This is a genomic window from Kitasatospora sp. NBC_00240, assembly GCF_026342405.1.
In the GTDB taxonomy this organism is placed as follows: Bacteria; Actinomycetota; Actinomycetes; order Streptomycetales; family Streptomycetaceae; genus Kitasatospora.
Window position 1 is genome coordinate 14,710 of the sequence record NZ_JAPEMU010000003.1, and the last position, 21,444, is coordinate 36,153.

Annotated in this window: 22 protein-coding genes; 15 read left to right on the forward strand and 7 right to left on the reverse strand. The window is 70.0% G+C overall.

All coding sequences use genetic code 11. From position 1 onward, the window contains the following. Nucleotides 1-4: 4 nt before the first annotated feature. The 6 genes from OG689_RS41640 (at nt 5) to OG689_RS41665 (ending at nt 6,134) form a co-directional block, all read left to right on the forward strand. Entirely contained in the window at nt 5-466 is a 462-nt protein-coding gene (locus OG689_RS41640) for a hypothetical protein (protein ID WP_266328428.1), read from the forward strand. Between the two features lie 311 nt (nt 467-777). Then, entirely contained in the window at nt 778-1,200 is a 423-nt protein-coding gene (locus OG689_RS41645; RefSeq protein ID WP_266328430.1) for a hypothetical protein, read from the forward strand. Nucleotides 1,201-1,698: 498 nt separating this feature from the next. Beyond that, on the forward strand, nt 1,699-2,172 hold the full coding sequence (locus OG689_RS41650) for a hypothetical protein (RefSeq protein WP_266328432.1): 474 nt from the start codon (nt 1,699-1,701) through the stop codon (nt 2,170-2,172). 19 nt (nt 2,173-2,191) lie between these two features. Then, nucleotides 2,192-2,419, forward strand: a complete 228-nt coding sequence (locus OG689_RS41655; RefSeq protein WP_266328434.1) for a hypothetical protein — start codon at nt 2,192-2,194, stop codon at nt 2,417-2,419. Further along, nucleotides 2,416-3,693: a site-specific integrase gene (locus OG689_RS41660; RefSeq protein ID WP_266328436.1), complete on the forward strand. Its 1,278-nt coding sequence runs from the start codon at nt 2,416-2,418 to the stop codon at nt 3,691-3,693. Before OG689_RS41655 ends, OG689_RS41660 begins: the two co-directional genes overlap by 4 nt. Next, nucleotides 3,690-6,134: a site-specific integrase gene (locus tag OG689_RS41665; protein ID WP_266328438.1), complete on the forward strand. Its 2,445-nt coding sequence runs from the start codon at nt 3,690-3,692 to the stop codon at nt 6,132-6,134. Before OG689_RS41660 ends, OG689_RS41665 begins: the two co-directional genes overlap by 4 nt. A gap of 37 nt (nt 6,135-6,171) precedes the next feature. Here the strand turns inward: OG689_RS41665 and OG689_RS41670 are convergent, their stop codons facing one another. Next, complete coding sequence (locus tag OG689_RS41670; RefSeq protein ID WP_266328440.1) at nt 6,172-6,603, reverse strand: hypothetical protein; 432 nt, start codon at nt 6,601-6,603, stop codon at nt 6,172-6,174. A 195-nt stretch (nt 6,604-6,798) separates the two neighbouring features. Here OG689_RS41670 and OG689_RS41675 point away from each other — a divergent pair, with 195 nt between their 5' ends. The 4 genes from OG689_RS41675 (at nt 6,799) to OG689_RS41690 (ending at nt 9,387) form a co-directional block, all read left to right on the forward strand. Then, complete coding sequence (locus OG689_RS41675; protein ID WP_266328441.1) at nt 6,799-7,044, forward strand: hypothetical protein; 246 nt, start codon at nt 6,799-6,801, stop codon at nt 7,042-7,044. 151 nt (nt 7,045-7,195) lie between these two features. Beyond that, nucleotides 7,196-7,888 (forward strand): hypothetical protein, encoded by a 693-nt coding sequence (locus tag OG689_RS41680; RefSeq protein WP_266328443.1) that lies wholly within the window; start codon nt 7,196-7,198, stop codon nt 7,886-7,888. 71 nt (nt 7,889-7,959) lie between these two features. Then, nucleotides 7,960-8,958 (forward strand): DUF4007 family protein, encoded by a 999-nt coding sequence (locus OG689_RS41685; protein WP_266328445.1) that lies wholly within the window; start codon nt 7,960-7,962, stop codon nt 8,956-8,958. A gap of 93 nt (nt 8,959-9,051) precedes the next feature. Further along, nucleotides 9,052-9,387, forward strand: coding sequence for a hypothetical protein (locus tag OG689_RS41690; RefSeq protein WP_266328447.1), 336 nt, complete (start codon nt 9,052-9,054; stop codon nt 9,385-9,387). A 57-nt stretch (nt 9,388-9,444) separates the two neighbouring features. On the opposite strand, the gene OG689_RS41695 is transcribed toward OG689_RS41690, so the two are convergent. After that, nucleotides 9,445-9,627, reverse strand: a complete 183-nt coding sequence (locus OG689_RS41695; RefSeq protein WP_266328449.1) for a hypothetical protein — start codon at nt 9,625-9,627, stop codon at nt 9,445-9,447. 373 nt (nt 9,628-10,000) lie between these two features. Here OG689_RS41695 and OG689_RS41700 point away from each other — a divergent pair, with 373 nt between their 5' ends. Then, nucleotides 10,001-11,326 (forward strand): MFS transporter, encoded by a 1,326-nt coding sequence (locus OG689_RS41700; RefSeq protein WP_266328889.1) that lies wholly within the window; start codon nt 10,001-10,003, stop codon nt 11,324-11,326. Here the strand turns inward: OG689_RS41700 and OG689_RS41705 are convergent. The 5 genes from OG689_RS41705 to OG689_RS41725 all read right to left on the reverse strand — a co-directional run bounded on the left by OG689_RS41705 (nt 11,239) and on the right by OG689_RS41725 (nt 15,344). Next, a complete protein-coding gene (locus tag OG689_RS41705) occupies nt 11,239-12,624 on the reverse strand; it encodes a TfuA-like protein (protein WP_266328451.1) in 1,386 nt (461 codons plus the stop codon). The two genes, OG689_RS41700 and OG689_RS41705, sit on opposite strands and share 88 nt — an antisense overlap. Further along, nucleotides 12,621-13,793 carry a YcaO-like family protein gene (locus OG689_RS41710; protein WP_266328453.1) on the reverse strand — a complete coding sequence of 391 codons (1,173 nt, stop codon included), beginning with the start codon at nt 13,791-13,793 and terminating at the stop codon, nt 12,621-12,623. Before OG689_RS41710 ends, OG689_RS41705 begins: the two co-directional genes overlap by 4 nt. A gap of 107 nt (nt 13,794-13,900) precedes the next feature. Beyond that, nucleotides 13,901-14,059 (reverse strand): hypothetical protein, encoded by a 159-nt coding sequence (locus OG689_RS41715; protein WP_266328455.1) that lies wholly within the window; start codon nt 14,057-14,059, stop codon nt 13,901-13,903. A 29-nt stretch (nt 14,060-14,088) separates the two neighbouring features. Continuing rightward, the gene (locus OG689_RS41720) at nt 14,089-14,706 is read right to left on the reverse strand and encodes a hypothetical protein (RefSeq protein ID WP_266328457.1); all 618 of its coding nucleotides are present in this window, start codon (nt 14,704-14,706) and stop codon (nt 14,089-14,091) included. Next, on the reverse strand, nt 14,706-15,344 hold the full coding sequence (locus OG689_RS41725) for a hypothetical protein (RefSeq protein ID WP_266328459.1): 639 nt from the start codon (nt 15,342-15,344) through the stop codon (nt 14,706-14,708). Before OG689_RS41725 ends, OG689_RS41720 begins: the two co-directional genes overlap by 1 nt. A 179-nt stretch (nt 15,345-15,523) precedes the next feature. Between OG689_RS41725 and OG689_RS41730 the strand changes: the two genes are divergently transcribed. The 4 genes from OG689_RS41730 (at nt 15,524) to ligA (ending at nt 21,431) form a co-directional block, all read left to right on the forward strand. Continuing rightward, nucleotides 15,524-16,864 (forward strand): tetratricopeptide repeat protein, encoded by a 1,341-nt coding sequence (locus OG689_RS41730; protein WP_266328461.1) that lies wholly within the window; start codon nt 15,524-15,526, stop codon nt 16,862-16,864. 229 nt (nt 16,865-17,093) lie between these two features. After that, complete coding sequence (locus tag OG689_RS41735) at nt 17,094-17,732, forward strand: hypothetical protein (RefSeq protein WP_266328463.1); 639 nt, start codon at nt 17,094-17,096, stop codon at nt 17,730-17,732. A 1,003-nt stretch (nt 17,733-18,735) separates the two neighbouring features. Beyond that, nucleotides 18,736-19,197 (forward strand): hypothetical protein, encoded by a 462-nt coding sequence (locus tag OG689_RS41740; RefSeq protein WP_266328465.1) that lies wholly within the window; start codon nt 18,736-18,738, stop codon nt 19,195-19,197. Between the two features lie 155 nt (nt 19,198-19,352). Beyond that, complete coding sequence (ligA, locus tag OG689_RS41745) at nt 19,353-21,431, forward strand: NAD-dependent DNA ligase LigA (protein ID WP_323189407.1); 2,079 nt, start codon at nt 19,353-19,355, stop codon at nt 21,429-21,431. The last annotated feature ends 13 nt before the right edge of the window (nt 21,432-21,444 follow it).

The following is a 21,444-nucleotide window of genomic DNA, read 5'->3' on the forward strand; positions in this document are numbered from 1 at the left end:
CCGCATGTCTCAGCCCACCATGATTGCCGACATCGCCGTACGCGCCGCAGCGCTTCTCCCTGGTCAGTGGGTCTGTGAGCCCGTGGCCGACGTCGACGCCTTGGATCTGGCTACGGCCCTCGGCAGCTCGAAGGGCAAGGGCCCAACAATCCAGGGCACCAAGTCCCCCGGTGTGCTGCTTCGCGGCCCGGGCGGAGCCCGCCTCTACATGGCTCCTGTGCGATCTCACCGTGGCCGGCTGCGCCGAATCGCCGTCGGAGCGCTGCTCCCGCAGGTGGCCGGCTCGCCGCGGGCCTGCGTAGCCCTGTCGACCCTGGCGCCGGGCGTGATCTACGTTGACGCGACCCGTCGGCCGAGTGGCATTGCGGCAGCTACCCGCACCCGCCTCCTTCCGTCGTATCTCGACGTCCTGGCCGAGGCGCACCGACTGCTTGAGATCGAGGCGACCGAGCGCATTGCGGCCTGACCAGCTGGGAGAGCACGCGTCCAGACGCCGTCGAAGCCGCAGGGCGGCCCGCCGGAAGGCGCGTACGACAGACCCTGCATCATCCGCTTGCACAACGCTATTTCAGCATGCCGAACAGTCATCGCCGGCTGGGCCGGTGATCATCCGCTCCTTCACCGTCATGAGGTCGCACCATGCCAGTGCCCGCCGTCCCGCCGCTTGTCCCCCTTCCGAACGAAGACCTGCCGCGCTCCGAGATGCAGGCGGTTCTCGCCGCCATAGGGGGCGCTCCCGGCTCACACCACGTCAGCTACCGGCTGTCCGGGGGCCTCATGGTCACTTCCGGCGACCACCTCCGGTGCCCCCGGGCCGGCACCGCGAAGCGGGCCGCGCACGATGCACTTCTCCTGGACTGGGCGGCCCGTCTGGAGGCCGCAGGGTTCCAGGACGTGACGACCAGGCAGTGCGCGACCGTGTACGGCGCTCCGCCGCCCCGCAGCCCGGCAGCGACCACCGCGCACGTGGTGCGTGACGCGGAGTTCGGAGCCCTCGGCCACACGGTGACGTTCGATGGCTACGACGGGGAGTGCCGCTTCGAACTGCGGGTAGGCCACTCCTACTGCTTCTATCAGGCGACCAGCCACACCGGCCGCGCCATCGACGTACCCCCGTCAGCCGAGAACTACGTGCAGGTGGTCGAGGCAATCGCCGCACACTACGACCTCCCCACCCCGCGCAAGGTCACGTTCGCCTGACTGCAGAGGACTTCACCGCTCGCGGCTCGGCCCCGGCGAATGGAGGAGTCGGCCCGCAGCCGTACAGGGCTCTGGCTGGCCGCTACGCCGCCCTCGACTTGCACACCAGCTCCACGGAACGGGATCCAACTCGCTGGCGGCACTGGGCGCAGCCTGCAGGGCCGGCGCATCGGAGGGCGAGTGACCCAGACGCGACTGCGACTGGGGTGGGTGTCGGGCACAGCCAGGCTGCGGATATTGCGTAAGACTTTTTCTAGATGTAATGTTTTCCATGTTGGTCCGACTGGAAGCAACCCCACGAGCTGAGCCGATAAGGCGCCGCCACCTGGGCTTCAACCGACCCTGTCGCGCCAGCCGATTCATCACCGCCCAGTATGTGGAGCAGTCGTGCCTGTTCTTACGCCGTCGACGGCGTCTGCATTTCAGATCCTTCAAGATGCCGCTGAGGCCAAGGCCCTACCGTCCGGGAGGGCGACGACGGTCACAGGTGCCAACTACGTGCGAACCACCATCACCACCGGCCTGATCGACTCCGCCGCCGTCGAGGCGTTCACCAGGGGTCAGTGTCACGCGCTGGCCCTCGCCATGGCGGAGGCCACCGGTTGGCCGACAGGCGTTCTCTGTCAGCCGGAGTGCGACGCGGCGGGTTGTGAAGACGACTTCTGCAACGAGCCCCTGATCGCCGACAACGTCTGCGCCTGCCAGCTGCTTCACCTCGTGGCCCTCCGCCCTGACGGATGCCTGGTGGACATCAACGGCGTCCACGACCCAGACCGTGTGCCCGGGTTCGAGGAGTGCCCCGTTCTGGTGACGACCCAGGAGGTGTGGTCCCACATCCTGTCCGCGTCCGACTGGCGGCGCCCGGCACTGGCCGCAGCCAGGACCTTCGTGGCGCGCTGTTGGAGCAGGTGGCTCTGCCGTATGAGCTCCTCACCCTGTGGTGACAGCTCTCCCGCCCATCCGATCATCTGACCGCAAGGAGTCGTAACCCATGTCCTGGGACCTGACCGTCGGCGAGCACGTAGGCCGCGATGAACTGCACGCTCGATACGGCGGCCGTACGAGAGGGCGCATCAGCCCGTGCAGCCTGACGCCGAACGTCATGCTGTTCACCAGCCCCGGCTCCCCGCTCGATCCGCTGGACGGGTGGAGCTTGTTGACCGAACTAAAAAGCATGTCTGTGCAGGTCAGAGCGTTATCTGCTAGCTTCCCGCCATGATCCTGGAGGAGGGGCCCAAGAGGGATCTGCGGCAGCTGGTTCTGCCTCAGATCGGCAAGCTGGTTGCCACGGATGATCCGTGGGACCCGTGGCAGATCCTGGACCCCCAGGGCCAACCGCTTGGGCCCGTTGCCCTGTACTTCGCAGACCTGTTGGCCGGCGGGAGTCCGGCCACCACCCTGCGCTCGTACGGCATGGACCTGCTTCGCTGGTGGCGGTTCCTCTGGGTGCTGGGAGTCGAGTGGGACCGCGCAACTCAACGCGACGCCCGTGACTTCGCCTTGTGGATGCGGATGGCCGACAAGCCGGTCCGACCGCACTGGCGCAACGGCAGTGAGCCCGACACCCGCCCCGCAGCCGGAAAGGTGCTACCAGGGGCGCCGAACCCGGTGACCGGCAAGCTGACGATCGGTCCCAAGTACGCCCCGACCACCCGCGCGCACTGCGAGACCGTCCTACGGCAGTTCTACGACTTCCATCTCGACCAGCGAACCGGGGCCCTGCTGGTCAATCCCTTCCCGCTGGTGCGGGGACGTCGAGAGCGTCGGAACGCCAGCCACAAGCCGACCGAGCCCTTCCAGCCCGAACGGAAGGGCCGCTACCGGCCGAAGGTCCCCAAGCGGATCCCGCGGCGGATCCCGGACGAGAAGTACACCGAGATCTTCGCCCGCATCCGCCACAACCGGGACCGGGCCCTGCTGGAGGCATGGGCATCGAGCGGAGCCAGGGCCAGCGAGCTGCTGGGCGCTCAGCAGCAGCACGCCAAGCCGGGGCAGCAGGTGATCGGTGTGATCCGGAAAGGCACCGAGGACTTCCAGGAACTCCCGGCCTCCCCAGCCGCGTTCGTCTGGCTTCGGCTCTACCAGGAGGAGGTCTGGCGCCGCGGCGCCGGCCGCGGCCGCGCGGAACCGCTCTGGGTCACCTTGCGGCGGCCGTTCCGTCCGCTCACCTACGACGCGGCCCGGATCATGTTCACCCGCGTCAACCAGCTGCTGGGCAGCAACTGGACTCTCCATGACCTCCGGCACACGGCGTCCTTCCGCATGGCAAACGATCCCGAAATGTCTTTGCACCACGTGCAGTTGATCCTCGGCCACAAGCACTTGAGCACCACGGAGACCTACTTGAACCCGAGCGCCGATGAGTTGATCGAGCACGGCCTGGCCCACCTCACCAGGATGGCCAGGAAGCAGAACGCGCCTCAGCCGGCACCGCCGGCGCCCGGCTACAACCCCGATTCCCTGAACACGCTGTTCGGGGTGATCGACGGATGACCCAGACCACGACCCGCGCACCGCTGGCCACCCGGTCCACCCCGACCCAGACCCTCCGCCCCTACGCCGGGGCCGAGGCCACAGACCTCCTGGAGAGGTTCCCGCCCCGGGAGCCTCAGCTCTCCTGGCTGGCCACGGAGGCCAGCCGGGAGGACGTCCTCGGGCGCCTCCAGAAGCCGCCTCTGGCCGGTTCGACCGACAGCGCTCAGGAATCCCGGAAGCGGGGCGCTCGCGCGCTCCTGTCCTGGCTGGAGTCCTACCCCGGCGGCAACTGGCAGGCCCGGTGGGCCGCGAGCCCAGCAGCCTCGAACCCCAAGACCTGGCACGCCGAGATCGTCGGCTGGTGCCGCCAGCACGGCATTGCCCGCGTCGACCGGCAGTGCCTGGACTCCGGCATCCTGGCGCTGATCAGCGCGGACGTGATCCGCCCTGAGCTGAGCTGGCTTGCCGCGCGGCCCTCTCGGTTTCTTGGTCCGGCCATCGCCGAGGCACGCGACCCCGAGGGGTTCGCCCGCCTCGAACGGATCATCCCGCCCGACATCCGGGGCATCCCGGCCGCCAGCGCCGGGCTGACCTACCTCGCCCAGATGATCGCCGTCAACGGCGGAGGCATCGACGACATCGTCGTGGGCGACTTCCTGGCGATGCGTCAGATTCGCGGCGCCGCACAGGCCAAGGCCCTTCGACTGGCCTACTACTGGCTGCGGGACCTCGACCTGCTGCCGGCCGACGCACCGGCCACGTTGTTGCTCCTGGAGAACCGCACCGGACAGTTGACGCCCGCCCAGCTCATCGACCGGTACTTCCTGAAGTCGCAGCCGATCCGCGACCTCCTGGTGGACTACCTGACCGAACGCTCACCCGGCATGGACTTCAACTCGCTCAAGCACCTGTCGTCCCTGCTGGCCAAGGTCTTCTGGCAGGACATCGAGCGACACCACCCCGGGCTGGATTCGCTGGACCTGCCGCCAGATGTCAGCGCGGCCTGGAAGACGCGAGTCGCGACGAAAGTGGTCCGCACCCGGCAGCCGGACGGCTCCGTCATCGAGGAGATCCACCCACGCACCAGTAAGACCGCCGTGATGATGGCCGTCCGCACCCTCTACCTGGATCTCGTGGCTTGGTCGCTCGACGAACCGGCCCGCTGGGGACCCTGGACCGCGCCCTGCCCGGTCAGCGAGGCCGAGACCTCGGGCAAGAAGCGCGAGCAGGGCCAGAAGACCCGCTCCGACCAGCGCACGCGAGAGCGCCTGCCTGTCCTGCCGACCGTTGTCCGCGTCGCCGACCGGCGGCTCAAGGAAGCCCGAACCCGGCTCGACGCCATCAGCGCGGCACCGTTCGGCGCCTCCTTCACGGTCCTCGGCGAGACGTTCACCGCGGCCAAGAGCACCAAGCGGTCCGCCGGCACGCCCAGCCGTTCCTACGACAGCCTCGGCGGCTACCGCTACTTCGGAACGGAGGAGAAGCACGCCTTCTGGGCATGGGCCGCCATCGAGATCCTGCGGCACACCGGCATCCGGATCGAGGAACTACTCGAACTGAGTCACCACAGCATCATCCGCTACAAGCTGCCCTCCACCGGCGAGGTCGTGCCGCTCCTGCAGATCGCCCCGTCCAAGACTGACCAGGAGCGACTCGTCCTGATCAGCCCGGAGTTGGCCGACGTACTGAGCGCGGTCGTCTCCCGAGTCCGCAACGAGAACGGTGTCATCCCGTCGATCGCGAGCTACGACATGCACGAACGGGTCTGGAACGCACCGATGCCGCTGCTGTTCCAGTGGACCAACGACAGCGAACGCCGCCCCATCTCGATCGCGACGATCCGTCGCGCGCTCATCCGGACCCTGGAAGCGTCCGGCATCACCGACGCGAGCGGAAAGGTGCTGCAGTTCCAGCCCCACGATTTCCGGCGAATCTTCATCACCGACGCGATCCTCAACGGGCTGCCCCCGCACATCGCCCAGGTCATCGCCGGCCACCGCGACATCAACACCACGATGGGCTACAACGCGGTCTATCCACAAGCGGTCCTCGAAGCACACCGGGCCTTCATCGCCCGCCGACGCAGCGTTCGCCCGACCGAGGAGTATCGAGCGGTCAGCACCGAAGAGTGGGACGAGTTCCTCGGGCACTTCGCACGGAGGAAGCTCTCGCTCGGCACCTGCGGACGCGCCTACGGGTCGGACTGCGTCCATGAACACGCCTGCATCCGATGCCCCGTCCTCATCGTTGATCCCTTCGAGCGAGGCCGTCTCGAAGAGGTCCGGGACAACCTCGTCGAACGGATCACTGAAGCTGAGCGCGAGGGCTGGCTACAGGACGTCGAGGGCCTGTCCGTGAGCCTCGATGCTGCCAAGGAGAAGATCGCCCGTCTCAAGGAGCAAGAAGATCGGCGATCGACAACTTACCTGGGGATTCCCACCATCCGAGAGACAGACTGACCAACCCGTCAGAGGCGACTCGGGTGGTCACAGACGCTTAGGAGTCACGGGGGCGCCGAAGCCAACGCTCCCTGTGGTCAGGTTCGCCGAGGGCAAGATCCGGGTCACTTCGGCCCTCCAGCGCCTCGTCCCACAGGTGCCGCAGAGCCTCCTCGAAAGTGATGGACTTGAACACCGTGGCCGAGTACCGCTCCCCGTCCTTGGCGATGCCAGACCGCCTGCACAAGACGGTGAAGACCGCGTCCACCGTGGCCCAACGGGTGGGGACGGCCTTCCCTCGCAGCATCTGACGGATCGTCTCCCGGCTGGCGGTGCAATCGAACTCGCCATCGTTGAGGACGTCACTGGCGAGCTCGCGCAGCGGGGGCCGCTTCGCCTCGCGGTAGTGGAAGAAGATCTCCTGCACGAACAACCTCGACGGCCCGTCGGGGAGTTCGTCGATGGACGGCATGGTCAGGTGCTTGCTCACGTGGCCCCCTCGGCATGTGTCTGGCCGCATGGCCACAATGACAAGCTACGGCAGGCTATGGCAATCCTTGACAACCTTCGAGGGCGGAAGACCGGAGGGGCCAAGTGGTTCTGGGGGTGCTGGAACCTGGAATTGAGCAGGTCAGCCGCTGGATGGCTGCCGGCTCTGCCCAAGTTCGAAGACCTGGAGGGGAACGTGGAAGAGATCGTTGCGCAGCCGGAGAAGGCCCTCGCGCGGCTAGTGAGCGCCTGCCGTCGCCGTCGCCGCACGCTGGTGACGGGCGTTGCGGTCACGTTGGTGGGGGCCGTCGTGGCGGGAGTGATGTTCTGGGCGCCGGTCGAACGGGCCAACCTCCTCGTCCAGTTGCTGAGCCCCATCTTGGCTGCTGTGATCGCCGGCGCTCTGACCGAGTACTGGAAGCGTAGCCGAGGCAGTCGCTGACATGCCAGGTGGGGATGGCTAGGGCTGCCGGCCCTGCCTGGCAGTCATCACCATTCGAGGTCCGCTGGCTATTGATCAGCAGATGGGACCTCAGTAGTTCGGAGAAACCGGAACCCATGTCCACTTCACCGGCGAGGGGGGCACCGACGGATTGGATCAGCAGCCCAACCGCGGGAACGGCACGATCCTCAAGCACCGGACGGAGGGCCGTACGCTGCGGCTGTTCACTCTCTTGCCGGGAGCGCTCCCCCGCTACCTGGGGGCCTATGCACTCGACCCGCAGGTCCCGTACGTGCGGGCCGACGTCCGAGCGGAATCGGGCACGGCCGACCGCAGCGTCCTCGTCTTCCGGCTTCTTCCGCTCGACTGTCCACCCACCACCCTGCCTGGCACGGACGCGGTCGCCACCGAGCTCCAGCTCAAGCGCACCGCTCCGCTCCAGGCCAGCCCCACGCCGCTCCACTGGTCGGATCTGCTGCCCGGGCAGAAGGCCGCCTGGACCCTGTCGGAGGCCTATGAGCGCCATCTCCGCCTCACCGAAGGACACGAGGTCACCGGCTACCGGATCACGCTTCCAGGGCACCTGACGCCGTTTCCGGTGCAGCTCTTCGATCTCACCCGTAACGAGCTGGTCGTCGTACGGGCTGTCACCGCACGCTCGTCACTGCTGCTGGCCCTGGGCGAACTGTTCGACCTCGTCAGGCACTTCGCCGACACGCCGCGCAAGCTCCTGCTGCTGGCCAAGCAGCCCGACGATACCTTCCTCGAACTGTGCGCCGAGAAGAACGTCACCGTCAGCTGGCCCGACGGGACGGGGACCTTCGTGCGAGCCCCATCCGTCTGACCCTCCCACTTGAGTGTCCCGCCCAGCCTCGGGCCGGGCGGGACACCTCCCTTGACGAGAGCGAGACCGCCGTGCGCGATTACCAGCCTCCACTGTCCGGCTGCACCCGCACCTTCGCCAGGCATGGCTCCTACCCTCCGCGGCAGGGATGGCTATTGAAGGTCCACGAAGCCGTCCAAGCGGACCCTGGACTGTTCAGCCGGGCCGACGCCACGGTCGTGCTCGGCGTCGGCTCGAGCATGGTCCCGTCGATGAAGTTCTGGTCACGCGCCTTCGGGCTTCTCGAGGACGCTCCGCGACCCGCAGGGGCCGGCGGCGAGCAGCGCCCGACCCGTCGTGGGCACTGGCTTCTCGCCGAGGACGGCGCCGACCCGTACCTCGAACTTCCCTCGAGTCTGTGGCTGCTGCACTGGTGGCTGCTCAGTGGCACCTGCCAGGTGCCCACCTGGTTCTACCTGTTCGGCTGCGCCGGGCTGTCCCGCCAGACCCGCCTGGAGCTGCGGGCGGCTGTGCGTCGCGCCGCAGTGGAGACCGGCTGGGCCCAGCCCTCCGAAGGGCTCGTGAGCCGGGACATCGCCGCGCTTGTCTCGATGTACGCCCCCACGCAGCGCTCGCGCGACCAGCCCCGCGCCACGCTGGAGGACGTGTTGTCGAACCCGTTCCGTGACCTTGGAATCCTCCAGACAACGACTGAGGGGGCACTTCACCGTGCCCGCAGGGGCGAGGAGGCGCTCGTGGTGAACCGCTGGGCCGGCCGGCTGGCCCCCCGCGCCGTGCTGGCGTACGCCTGCCTGTCCTACGCACACCGCCTGGCGCCCGAGGCGCGGGCCGTCAGTCTCGCCCGCCTTGCAACCGATCCCGCAGGGCCAGGCCGACTGATGCTCGCCGATGCTCCCGCGCTGCGGTCGGCCCTCGAGGTCGCCAGGGCCGACCTGCCGGACCTGGGCCTCGAGCTCGCCGAGACGATCGGTGACACCCGCCTCGTGTATCCCCGGCCGGCCGATGAATCGGCCGACCTGATCCTGGCCGCGCACTACCGGCGAGAGGACGGTCCTGATGGGCGACGGTGACGTCCTGAAGCTGAGAAACGCTCCTCGTGGGGAAAGCAGGTCATTGTCCTGCAGCTGGACGCGGAGATCGTCCAGCGTGCCCAAGCCGGCCACGTGCGCTACCAGGCAGTGGCGCGGCGGCGCGAGCAAATCCGCGACACTGCCCGCGCTGCATACCGGACGGCGGAGGCGCTCTGGAACGAGCGGCAGGAGCAGGCGGCTTACAGCGAATTCCTGGTCCAGTACGGCGAGCCGAGCCTGGGGGAGGGGCACCGCAAAAGGATCAAGCTGCCTACTCTTCCCGAACCGCCCGACCAGCCCCGGCACAGCTCCAGGCTGCTTGGCACCTCGTGGTTCACCGTCCTCAGCACTCTCATCGAGTCCGGCGCGGACCTTGCCGACTACACCCTCGGACAAGCGCTCCAGACTCAGGGTGTGACCGGCATCTGAAGCGCTGCACACCCTGCCTCTGCACCCGCGCGACCTGACTCCCGCAGGTAGGGACGATCACCGGAGGCCGATCGGCTCGCCGTCCAACGCGGCCGCGAACTGCGAGAGCAGGGCGCCAGCGAGCGCGAGCAGAGCGGCGTCCATCCGGACCGTCTGCGCGTCCGGGGTGGGGGTGGCGGGGTGCCGGTCGACGATGGCCGCGCCCCGGTCCCGGTCGTGACGTTCCAGGGCGGTGGTCATACCGAACATCGTGTGCTCGCCGCGCAGGCCAGGGCAGACCGCTCCTCTGCGTGGCCGCCCGGGTTCGCCCACCCGGCCCCCGCAGGCGGGGTTGTCGCGTTGTCGGGCTGGTGTCCATCCCGTGGCGTGGCCGCGTACGGTGGGCACCCGGTCCCAATCAGCCCTGCTCGGTCGATTCCTTCGCCGCCCGACGGCACCCTGGCCGGCGATTCTCAACGGCTGTTGGTCGTGGGGAAGTTCTCGTGTCGAGACGGGTCCTGGTGCGTCTGCGACAGACGATCTTCTGGTTGCTCTAGAGTCGGTGCGAGCTTCCCGGTGGCGCCCCGCGCTGCCGGGTTTCGTGTTCTCTGGGCGGAGTTGGATCTTGCGAAACGTGTGGCCGCTGGACCGGAAAGCGGCGGGCTCTGTCCCACGGATCGGCTGGGGGGCCCGCGTCCGGGAGGCAGGTGCGCCGCTGGCGATCAGACCGTACCGACTGCACTTCACCGCCCGTCTGCTGTCGTGGACTGGGTCGGCGGTCTCCCCGATCGGCCTGGCGTTCGCGGTGCTGCACATCGGCGGGGGCGCCAGCGCGCTCGGGCTGGTGCTCGCGGCCAGCGTGGTGCCGCAGATCCTGCTGCTGCTGGTGGGCGGCGTGGTGGCGGACCGGCTCTCCCGGGCCCGGGTCATGGTGTGGTCCAACATCGTCTGCGCCGTGGCGGAAGCGCTGGTCGTCATGCTGCTGTGGACCGGCGCTGCCCGGGTGTGGCACCTGGTGGCGATGTCGGCGGCTTGCGGGGCTGCGTCGGCGTTCTTCAACCCGGCGGCAGGCGGCATCGTGGTGGAGGTCGTGCCCGCCGAGATGCGGCACGCGGCTAACGCGCTGCTCAAGATCGGGCAGAACACGGTGAAGGTCGCCGGTCCCGCGCTCGGCGGCGTGCTGGTCGCGGACTTCGGGCCGAGCTGGGTGATCGGTTGGGACGCGCTCACCTTCGCCGCCTCCGCGGTGCTCTTCGCCAGGATCGACCTCGGCGCCGGGCGGGTGAAGATGAAGGCCCGCTTCACCGCCGACTTGCGCGAGGGCTGGGAGGACTTCCGTTCCCGGCGCTGGCTGTGGGTGATGGTCTGCCAGTCCGCCCTGGTCGTGCCGGTGTGGCTGGCCGGCTACCAGTTGCTCGGCCCGGTCTACGGGGCCCGGTTCCTGGGCGGTGCGGCGCCGTGGGGCGCGGTGGTGTCCGGGTTCACCGCAGGGCTGGTGGCCGGCGCCGCCGTCGCGCTGCTGTGGAAGCCGCGCTGGGTCGGGCGGGTGGTGTGCCTGGGCACCGGGTCGATGGCGCTTCCGCTGGCCGCGATGGCGCTGGCCGCCCCGCTGCCGGTCCTCATCGTTGCGACCGCGGCGGCCGGCACGGGGCTGGCGATCAGCATGACCGTGTGGGCCTCCTTGGTGCAGGAGCGCATCCCCGCGGACCGCCTCAGCCGCACGATGTCGTACTCGACGCTCGGTCAGATCCTGCCGGTGCCCCTCGGGTACCTCCTCGCGGGACCGGCCTCCCACGCCTTCGGGGTCCGCTCCACCCTCGCCGTCGGCGCCCTGGTGATCACGGCGGCCGCCGTCGTGCCGCTGGTGATCCGTCAGGTGCGCTGGCTCTCCCTGGCCGCCGACGAGGAGACGACGGCAGCCGGCGGCGAGCTCGTCTCGGCGGCCCGGGCCCCGAGGTAGAAGGCGCGGGCGACCTCGATGGCGCCCGCGAAGTCCCGGAACGCCCGGTCGCGGGCCGCCGCGTCCAGCACCGCCTGGTCGGCGTCCGCCGCGAGGTGCCAGCGGGCCGCCAGGTGACGGCCGATCCGGTCCGGGTCCAGGTGGGCGGTGCTGCGGCGGGCATCGGCGGCTTCGGCGGCCGCGTTCAGCGCGAACGCGGCGGCGACCACCTCGGCGGTCGCCAAGCCCGCGTCGAGCAGCTCCCCGGCCTCGGCGCGGGTTGACGGCCACGCCGTCCAGGCGCCGTCCAGGCGGGCCGAGCGGACCATGATCCTCAGCAGTGACTCGGCGGGGGCCAGGTCCCGGATCTCCTCGGGGGTGAGCCAGAACGCCAGCTGCCGCCGCGACATCCCCGCGGTGTCCACTCCCTCGGCGGCGGCGACCCGCAGCGCGGCGCTCTCCAGATCCGCCGGATCGCCCACGCTTCGCCAGGCGACGGCGGCCAGGACCCGGGCCCGCCAACGGCCCGCGAACCGGGGGTCGTAGAGCTGCTGGTGCTGGAGCACGGCGAGGAACGGCACCGTGCCGGAGTCCTGGTCGGGGCGGAAGGTCGCGGCCCAGTACCGCACGAAGCTGGTCCGCCACGGCTCCTGCGCCCACGGCCCGGCGCCGGTCACCGGTGGGAGGCCGGCTGCGACCAGGGCGAGTGCGCGTTCGGCGTCCTCGCGCTTGAGGTCGTACGGGTTGGTGCGGCGCCAGGCGTCGACCGTCTCGAACGCCTCGGTGGCGCCGGCCGCGCGGGCACCGTGGCCCAGGGCCGCCCATGAGCGGCGGGTGTAGGGCAGGGCCCGGGCGAGGTCTTCGAGGTTGCGCGCGTCGTCCGTGCTGATCAGACCGGCCGCGGCACAGCGGGTGAACGCGGTCCGCAGGTTCACCAGCGCCTCGGCCAGCGGCTTGCCGTCCGGGGTGTGCAGGACGGCCACCTCGTCGTCGGCGTCCAGGATCCCGTCCCGCAGCTGGTCGAAGATCTGGCCGATGCCGGTCATGCCGTAGGGGGCGAGCTCGGCGGCGCGAAGGGCGCCCATGCTCGCGGCGCCGACCACGCGCACGCCCTCGGCCAGCAGCAGCAGGATCTCCTTGTGCCGCACCGGGGCGCTCTGGTGCCACAGTCCGTCGATGACCACCACGGTGTCGCCGGGGGCGGTGTCGAGCCGCAGCAGGTCGCCGTGCCGGACCGGTGGATGGCACACCGCGCCCGGGACGAGCTCGCGGACGCGGGCAGTCGGCAGGGTGGGGCCGGCGAAGACGTGGACTCTCACGCGGCGACCTCCTGGGTGGGACGGGGGATGGTGTGGCGGGCGTCGTAGCGCAGGTGCGGCGCCAGGACCTTGACCACGGCGAACTCCTCCCGGGCGTGCGGTCCCCAGGTCAGGTCGACGACCAGGGGGTGGACGCCGGTGGTGTCGGCGACGAGCGCGGCCACGTGCCCGGCCTCCCCGTCGTCGGTGGCGAAGTCGGCCACGTACCGGCGGGCGACCATCGCCCAATCCGCCCCGGCGGCCGGGGCGGGGGCGGGGCCGCGATGGATCGTGTCGCGGTAGGCAGCCGGGTGGATGTCCTCGCGGCTGCCGGTGATCTGGGTGAGCCGGGACTGCGCGGCCTCGGTGATCGCCCGGGAGAGGGCGACGTGCGGGTCCAGGTGGGCGCCGGAGCCGGAGACCAGCAGCGCGGGCTGGTCCTCGCGCCACAGGTAGCAGGCCATGACCGGGACGCCGAACCGGTTCGGCAGGTGCCACAGCTCCAGCCAGGCCCGGGCCGCCCGCACCCGTCCGATCAGCTCCGCGCAGTGCGGGTCCTCGACGGTCGCCGGGGCGATCAGCTGAGCGGGCCACGGCCGGCCCAGGGTGGCGAGATCGCTGATCGTGTCGCGCTCGATCACCTCGCACAGGCCATGCACGACGGCCTCGGCGCGGGTGTTGCCGGAGGCCAGGCCGTTGGTCGAGGCGCTGGGCAGGTGCAGGCGCCACTGGTCGTGGACCTCCCGCCCCAGGCGCACGCACGCGGCCGGCACCGGCACGGGAGTGTCGTCGACGGCCGAGCGAGCGGTGATCCAGTCCAGGACCGTGCGGGAGGTCAGCAGCGAGCCGGGGTGCGACTCCAGCGCGGTCACCGGGTAGGGCAGCCCCATCTCCCGGGCCGGCGCGCGCACCGACGGCGCGGGAACGGTCCGTTCGCCGTGCCATGCCTCGATCGCCTCCATCGCCCCGGACACCCGGGCCGCGTCCAGGCTCGCGCCCTTGCCCTGGGCGACCGACAGGGTCCGGGCGAGCGGCCGCACCGCCATGGTCACCGGGATGCCGAGGTCGTCCAGGCCGGTCACGTCTGCGACGCGGGTGATCCCGTACGTCGCCAGCAGCGGCCGGATCGCGGCCCAGGTCTGTGCGGGGTGGCGAGTGCGGTGGGTGCCGTCGAAGAACGCCTTGCGCATGCTGCCTTCCTCCTCGGGATGGCGAAGCCCGGCCGCCGGACACCCAGGTCATGGGCGGTGCCCGGCGGCCGGGCGATCAGCTACTCAACTACCGGCTGCCGGCCGCCTCAGACGGTGGGCAGCTCGTAGGTGTGGGTGTCGGGGAAGGCGGAGTCGGGCACGGCCGGGTCGCCGCCGGAGTTCTGCGGCATGTTGCCCTCGGCGTGGAGCTCGGCCACGAAGTCCGCCGGGTCGACGACGACCCCGGGGGTGGTGATGTCGGGCATGTGCGTTCCTCCTTGAGCTGGACGGACAGCTACACCGAGAGGTCGGTGAAGCAGATGGTGATCAGCACCTCGCGCGACTCGGTGTCAAGCGGGGTACGCCAGTGGGGGATCCGACTGCCGTCGAATCCGGTCAGGACCCGGTGGCGGATCGGGAACATCTCGCCTTCCGGGTAGGGGGTGTCGGCGAGGCGGCCGGCGACCTGCTCGGTGGTCAGCCAGCGCAGGTTCGGCAGCCAGCCCATCGCGCCAAGGCCCGGGGTGAGGCCGCAGCTGAAGGTGATCTCGCACTTCCCGTCGTCCCGGTGGACGTGCATGTAGTCGCCGGGCGCGTAGTACTTCAGGCCGAAGCGGATCGCCGTCATCCGACGGTGGCCGGTCGCCTCGCCGGCCACCTCCGCCAGCGCCTTCGACATCGCCAGCGCGCTGAGCGCGGCCCCGCCGGTGTGGACCTTGCAGCGCTGCGGGGAGGTGATCGAGCCATCCCGCATCGCCAGCAGCCCGGGGCGCTGGTTGTGGCGTACCACCGCGTACGGCTCGCACCGCTTGGCCTCGGCCGCGATCTCCTCCCACAGCCCCGGGTCCACAATGTCGTCCGGCACTGGGGCCCGGCCTTCCGCCAGCCAGTTCTGGCGCAGCGTCCTGGCCATCACAGGTCCATGAACGACATGGTGACCAGCAGGCCCATCGGCAGGGTCAGGCGCGGGCGCCAGTGCGGGACGTGGTAGCCGGCGAACGCCCGCACGCTGCCGTCGCCGTACGGGTGCGCGAGCGTCGTGAACCCGTCCCCTTCGGGGAAGATGCCGTGCTCGGCGACGACCTCCCCCAGGTAGTCGGGGTGGGCGTTGCGCAGGTGCGGCGCCCAGCCCATCGCCGGCAGGTCCTCGGTGAGCGCGATCCCCACCGTGACCGTGGACTTCACCGAGTCGGTGTGGATGCCCTGGAAGTCGCCCTCCCGGTAGAGGACCACCGCGCCGCCACGGGGGACGAGGCGCGCGATGCCGGTCGCCTCGCGCAGCCGGGCCAGCAGGATCTTGTCGTAGGCCAGGGCCTCCAGCACGGGGCCGGGCGGGATGAAGCCGCAGTGGACCGGGGAGGCGAACGAGCCGTCGCGGTGCGAGCTGGTGTGGTCGTGCACGTGCGGGGTGACCAGGTCGAGCCGCCCGTGCGCCTCGCTGGCCAGGGCCTGGAAGCGGTCCGGCGTCAGCACGCCGGGCAGCAGGGCCGTTCCGGTCTCCTCCCAGGTGGCGCGAGCCGGGAGCCGTTCCGCGAGCGCTTCGGTGTCCATCGTCCCCTCCGGGTCTCTCGTCTCGGGTAGCCGACCGGTGCCTCAGCCAGGCGGGGGCCCGGCGATTCCCGATCGCGCCCCGGGCGGCTGACGATGAGTCAACAACCAGTCACAACACGCATCTACGGGCCGGACAGGGGCTACGGTTGAAATCCTTGAATTCCGGGGGAAGGCGACTCATGTCCGACCGCACCCGCAACACAGCTCTCCAGAACCTCATCCGTGAGACCGGCTGGAACAACGGCCAGTTCGCCCGCGCGGTCAACGCGGTGGGCACCGAGATGCACCTGGGGCTCAAGTACGACGACACCTCGGTCTGCCACTGGCTGACCGGCACCACCCCGCGGGCCAGAGTCCAGCCGGCGATCCTCGAAGCCCTCAGCCGCAAGCTCGACCGGACCATCACCAGCTCCGCCGCCGGCTTCGGCGCGACCACCTCAGTGCCCGGCCAGCCGGACACTGCGACCGCCCTCATCGAGCTCTGGAGAGCAGACATGGACCCCTCCCGCAGGACGGTGCTCGGCGCCGTCGGCCTCTACTCCGTCGCCCTGGCCGTCCCCGGCTGGCAGGACGTCATAGGCCGCGCCCAGCGCGCCCACCAGGCCAGGACCCGCATCGGGGCGAACGAGGTCGCCACCGTCACCGCCATGTCCGAACGCCTCTCCCAGATGGACGACGAGTTCGGCGGTCGCCTGGCCCGCCCGCTCGCGGCCGCATTCCTGGGCAGCACCGTCGCCCGCTACCTTCAGTGCGACGCCTCCGAGGCCACGAAGAAGGCGATGTGCTCGGCCGCCGCCGACCTGGCCTACTTGACCGGCTGGATGGCCGTCGACGAGAACAAGCACGGCCTCGCCCAGCAGTACTACACCCAGGCCCTGAGCCTCGCCGGAGTCGCCGAGGATCACCTCACCTACTGCACGGTCCTGCGCGGCATGAGCGTCCAGGCGATCGGGCTCGGTCACGGGCCCAAGGCCCAGCAGTACGCCGACGCCGCAGCGGAGGCCGCCCCGGCGGCCGGCCCCCGCATGAGGGCCTTCCTCGTCGGCCAGCAGGCCCATGCCTCAGCCGCCGTCGGCGAGCGCCACACAGCCCTGCGCCAACTCGCCGAGGCGGAGTCCGCGCTCGACAAAGCGACGTCCGGATCGGCGTACGTCGCCGGTTACCATCCCGCGGCCCTGCACTACCATGCCAGCCACGTGCTGTTCGAGCTGCGTGACCTGGGCGGCTCCATCAGCGCGATGCAGGAGTCCAACCGCCACCGCCCGCCCACCGAGCGCCGTGCGCGAGCCCGCTCCACCGCCCTTCTCGCGGAACGCCAGTTCGCCTTCGGCCACCTCGAGGCCGCCTGCGCGACCTGGAACACCTTCCTGGACGACTACCAGCACGTCAGTTCCGCGCGCTGTGACGACCACTTCGCCACCCTGCGGCACTCGGTGGCCCAGAACCCCGGCAACAAGATCGCCCGTGCGCTGGGCGAGCGGGCGCGAACGCTGGCACCCGCTGGCGGCCGCCTCAGTTGAGCGCCTGCCGGTGTCAGCTAGACCGCCCGGGAGCCGAGGCGGATGAAAGCCCGCCCCACCGCGCGTCCGGGACGGGCATCCTGGGGCAAAAAGCCACGAGGATCCGGCGAAGCCGCCGGCCGAGATCGCTCCGCCCGGCTCGGCATCATGCTGCACGGCCGGGCCTAGAGCTCGCTAGCTTCCAGGCAAAAGGCCCCACCGGGTCGGGTTGCGGCAGTAAGTTGTGCCGATGACCGAATCCCCGCCGCCCGGCGGCGCTGTGCTCGACGTGGACGAACTGGATGCCCGGTGGGCGGACGCCTGGCGGCCGGAACAGGTCGCGGAGCGGTTGGGTGGGATCGGTGCGCCTTGGTGCATTGCAGCGGGGTGGGCGCTGGACCTATTCCGCGGAGGGCAGTCACGTCCGCATGGCGATCTGGAGATCGCGGTGCCCGCAGCGGGGTTCCCGGAGATTCGGGACCGCTTCCCCGAGTGCGTGTTTGACGCGGTAGGTTCTGGGCGGGTCTGGGCAGCGGCGGGAGCTGAGGCGCTGGCGGCCACGCACCAGACCTGGCTGCGGGATCCGGCAAGCGGTCAGTTCCTGTTCGATGTCTTCCGCGAACCGCACGAGGGCGGGACGTGGATCTGCCGGCGGGACGAGGCGCTGCGGCTGCCGTACGACGCGATCATCGAGCTGACGGCGGATGGGATTCCGTATTTGGTACCGGAGTTGGTGCTGCTGTTTAAAGCGAAGGCGGTGCGGGCTAAGGATCAGGCGGACTTCGACGGGGTGCTGCCATTGCTGGGCCGGGCGAGGCGAGACGTCCTCATCAGGTGGCTAGAGCGCGTGCACCCCGGGCATCCGTGGCTGGCGGAGCTGGCGGAATAAGTGGCGCTGGCCGCTCCTGTGGATCGACAAGGACGATCTGGCCACGAGGACTGGGTGGCCCAGTGTCGTCCTGATCGTGCTGCGGGCCGATCGATCGACGTGGCGGCACCACGACAGGTCAGGCTGATGCGTGCGGGCCGGACGGATACAGCTCAGCGCTTGATTGTTTCCATGCTGGCGTACGCTACGGGCACCGCCGCGAGCAGCGTCGGCGGACGGCGAAGGACAGCAGGCACGCGAAGGGGACCGCGCTGTCTTGTCCCCGCGGGGCATACCACAGCTCGTGAGGCCAAGGACCCATCTCGGGGGCACAGTTGGCTCGAACGCGGTGCTCGGTTGCGCGGACCGCTCTGAATGGCAATCTGGCCGGAAACCCCATCGTAAGCACGGGGAGCAGGTGACCATCCGCCTCGTGGAGGTGGGGCTGACCGCAACCGGTGCACCACCCTGCACTCCCAGTGCCCACTTGCCCAAGTCGTAGGGAGCACGTTCGAAGTCAGCCAGGACGAACTGGTCATCCCTGCTCTCGCACGGGCAGGACCGCCGGAACCGGTACAGGTCAAGGTCGGGCTGCTGGTCGGGGTCCATGGCCAGCCACTCCGGGTGGATGCCGAAGAGGTTCGCCAGCGCCGTGCGCTGCTCGGTTGTTGGGCGCGATCGGCCAGCGGTCCAGTGCCCGCCCGACCTGGTGGGCTCCCACATTCAGCGCCCCGGCGAGAGCTGTGCCAGTAGTTCGGGTGGCTGCCGGGAGCAGGCGAGGACGGCGGCCGCCCCGTCGAGCTGGTGGGTGCGCCAGGCCGGGTGGGCGGACATCGCTACGCCCTGCGGGTCGGCCGCACGCGCGGGGCGTAGCGGACCTGGCTGCGCAGCGCACTCGGGCCACGGCACTTCCCCGTTCGGCCGACCCGCAGTGGATTGTGTAAGTCTTTTTACGCATGTATAGTGATGGATAGCCGGTCGGGTGTTCGCCGCCGGTTCGCCATCAGCCGACCAGGGAGCACCGATGACCGCCCGCACCGCCATACGCCTGTCGCCCATGACCTACACCACCGGTTCCACGGAGGACGCGGTGTACGTCTGCACCGCCGGAACCAAGTACAAGGACTACGGCGGGCGCACCTGGGAGATGACCGGGGTGACGAACGACAGGGGCGAACCGATCCTCTTCACTCCCGGTCGCAGCAAGGTGATCACGCTGCCCAAGCTGGCTCGACGGGGTATCTTCCACAAGATCGGTGATGCCCCTCGTACCAGGTACGAGTACGAGGGCAGCACCTTCCACACCGACCGGGTCTACATCGACGGCGTGGGCGACCCCTGGACCCACGACGGTACGTGGGCATGCAAGGCGCCGGGCGGGCCCGCGCCGCGATACACCCGACCCGACGAGCCGGAGTATGCGCTGAGCATCCCCGAGATGATCCAGTTCCACGGTCCGCTGCACGAGGCAGGTCAGCCCGCCTGACATGCCGCCACGAGTCCCGGCCCGCCATGCCCGGCCCGCCATGCCCGGCGGGCCGGGACGCGGCCTCGCCGACGCCGTCCCTCGGCTTCGGCGTCCCACTCTGCCCCCACCCGCTGGCACCCCGATTGTCAGTGCCTGACGAGAAAATGGATCTCATGACCGACGCACCCGCCGCCGTCCTGACCGACTACGACACCTACCTCCTGGCTGTGGAGCAGGCCCGTACCGCCGCTGCCGCCTACTACGGCGACGGCACCTCACCCATGGACGACGAGAGCTACGATCGGCTCACCCGAGGCATCGCCGCCTACGAGGCCTCGCACCCGGAAGGGGTGTCGAGTGACTCCCCGACCGACAAGGTCGCCGCAGGGGCCCTCGCTGGCGGCGACGTCACTCATTCGACCCCCATGCTCAGCTTGGACAACGTATTCAACCTCGACGAACTGAGCCGCTGGGGCGCAGGCGTGGACAAGCGACTCGGGCGCCCTGTGCGCAACTACCACGCCGGCCCCAAGATCGACGGCCTTGCGATCGCCGCGTACTACACCAACGGAAAGCTGGAACAGCTGGTCACCCGCGGCAACGGCACCACCGGCGAGGACGTCTCCCACGCCATCGGCACCATCGCGGGTCTTCCTGACCTGCTCTCGGCCTCCATGACGGTCGAGATCCGGGGCGAGATCGTGCTCACCAGTGAGCAATTCGAGGATGCCAACCGCATCCGGACCGCTCACGGTGAGCCTGCGTTCTCCAACCCGCGCAACGCCGCCGCCGGAACGCTGCGCGCGACCGGTCGCGCCTACACGATCCCGCTCAGCTTCTACGCCTACGGGCTGCTGTCCTCCGAGCCCGGCCCCAGCGGCGACGACATCCGCGACCGGATGACGCACAGCCTGCTGATGGCCACCCTCACCAGCCTCGGTGTTCAGACGGTCAACGACACCCCGGTGGGCACCCTGACGTTCTCCGACCTGACCGAGGCCGGCGCCTACATCGAGAAGGTCGCCGAACAGCGCGCCAGTCTGCCGCTCGGGATCGACGGCATCGTCATCAAGGCCGACCACCCCCTCGACCAGAAGGCCGCAGGTAGCGGGTCCCGCGCGCCGCGCTGGGCCATCGCCTACAAGTTGCCGGCCATCGAACGGACAACGACTCTCAAGAAGGTCACGTGGGAGGTCGGTCGTACCGGCAACCTGGCCCCGCGGGCCGAGCTGGAGCCGGTCGAGGTCGCGGGAGTCGTGGTCACCTTCGCCACCCTCCACAATCCGAACCTAATCGGCCGCCTCGATCTGCGCATCGGGGACCAGGTCGTTGTGCGGCGCGCGGGGGATGTGATCCCACAGGTCGTCGGACCGGTCGTCTCGGCCCGCACCGGCTCGGAGACTCCCGTCCCGATCCCGGCCCAGTGCCCCGAGTGCGGGGGCGGTATCGACAGCAGCCAGGAGCGTTGGCGGTGCCTCAAGGGCCGGGCCTGCAACCTCACCCGCTCCATCCAGTACGCCGTCGGCCGCGACCAGCTCGACATCGACGGTGTCGGCCAGAGCACGGTCACCCAGCTGATCGCCGCCAACGCGGTCGGCGACATCGCAGACCTGTTCACCCTGAGCCGCGAGCAGCTGGTCAGCGCGACCGGCAGTGAGAAGAACGCCGACAAGATCCTCGCCCGCATCTCGGCAGCCAGGCAGCAGCCCCTCAACCGCGTCTTCTGCGCCCTGGGCGTGCGCGGCACCGGGCGCAGCATGTCGCGCCGGATCGCTCGGACGTTCGGGAGCATGAAGGCCATTCAGGAGGCCGATGCCGAGGCGTTGCAGGCGGTGGAGGGCATCGGTCCGGAGCGGGCCGCCTTGGTCCTCGCCGAGCTTGCGGAGCTGGAGGCGGTGATCGGCAAGCTCGCCGCGGCGGGAGTCAACCTCACGGAGCCGCAGGTGGGTACGCCAGTCTCCGCTGTGAGTACGGCCGAGGGGGACAGTGCCGCCGCGCCCGCGCCGCCGCTCACGGGCAAGGCCGTGGTGGCGACCGGGACGATGAGCGGTCCCCTGGCGGGCATGTCCCGCAACGACGTCAACGAGCTGATCGAGCGCGCGGGCGGGCGGGCCTCATCGAGCGTCTCGAAGTCGACCGGCCTGGTGGTGGCCGGCGAGAAGGCGGGGTCGAAGAAGGACAAGGCGGACTCGCTGGGCGTCACGGTCGTGACGCCGGAGGAGTTCGCCGAGATGGTCGCCGCTTACCTGTGACGTGCTGCGCCGC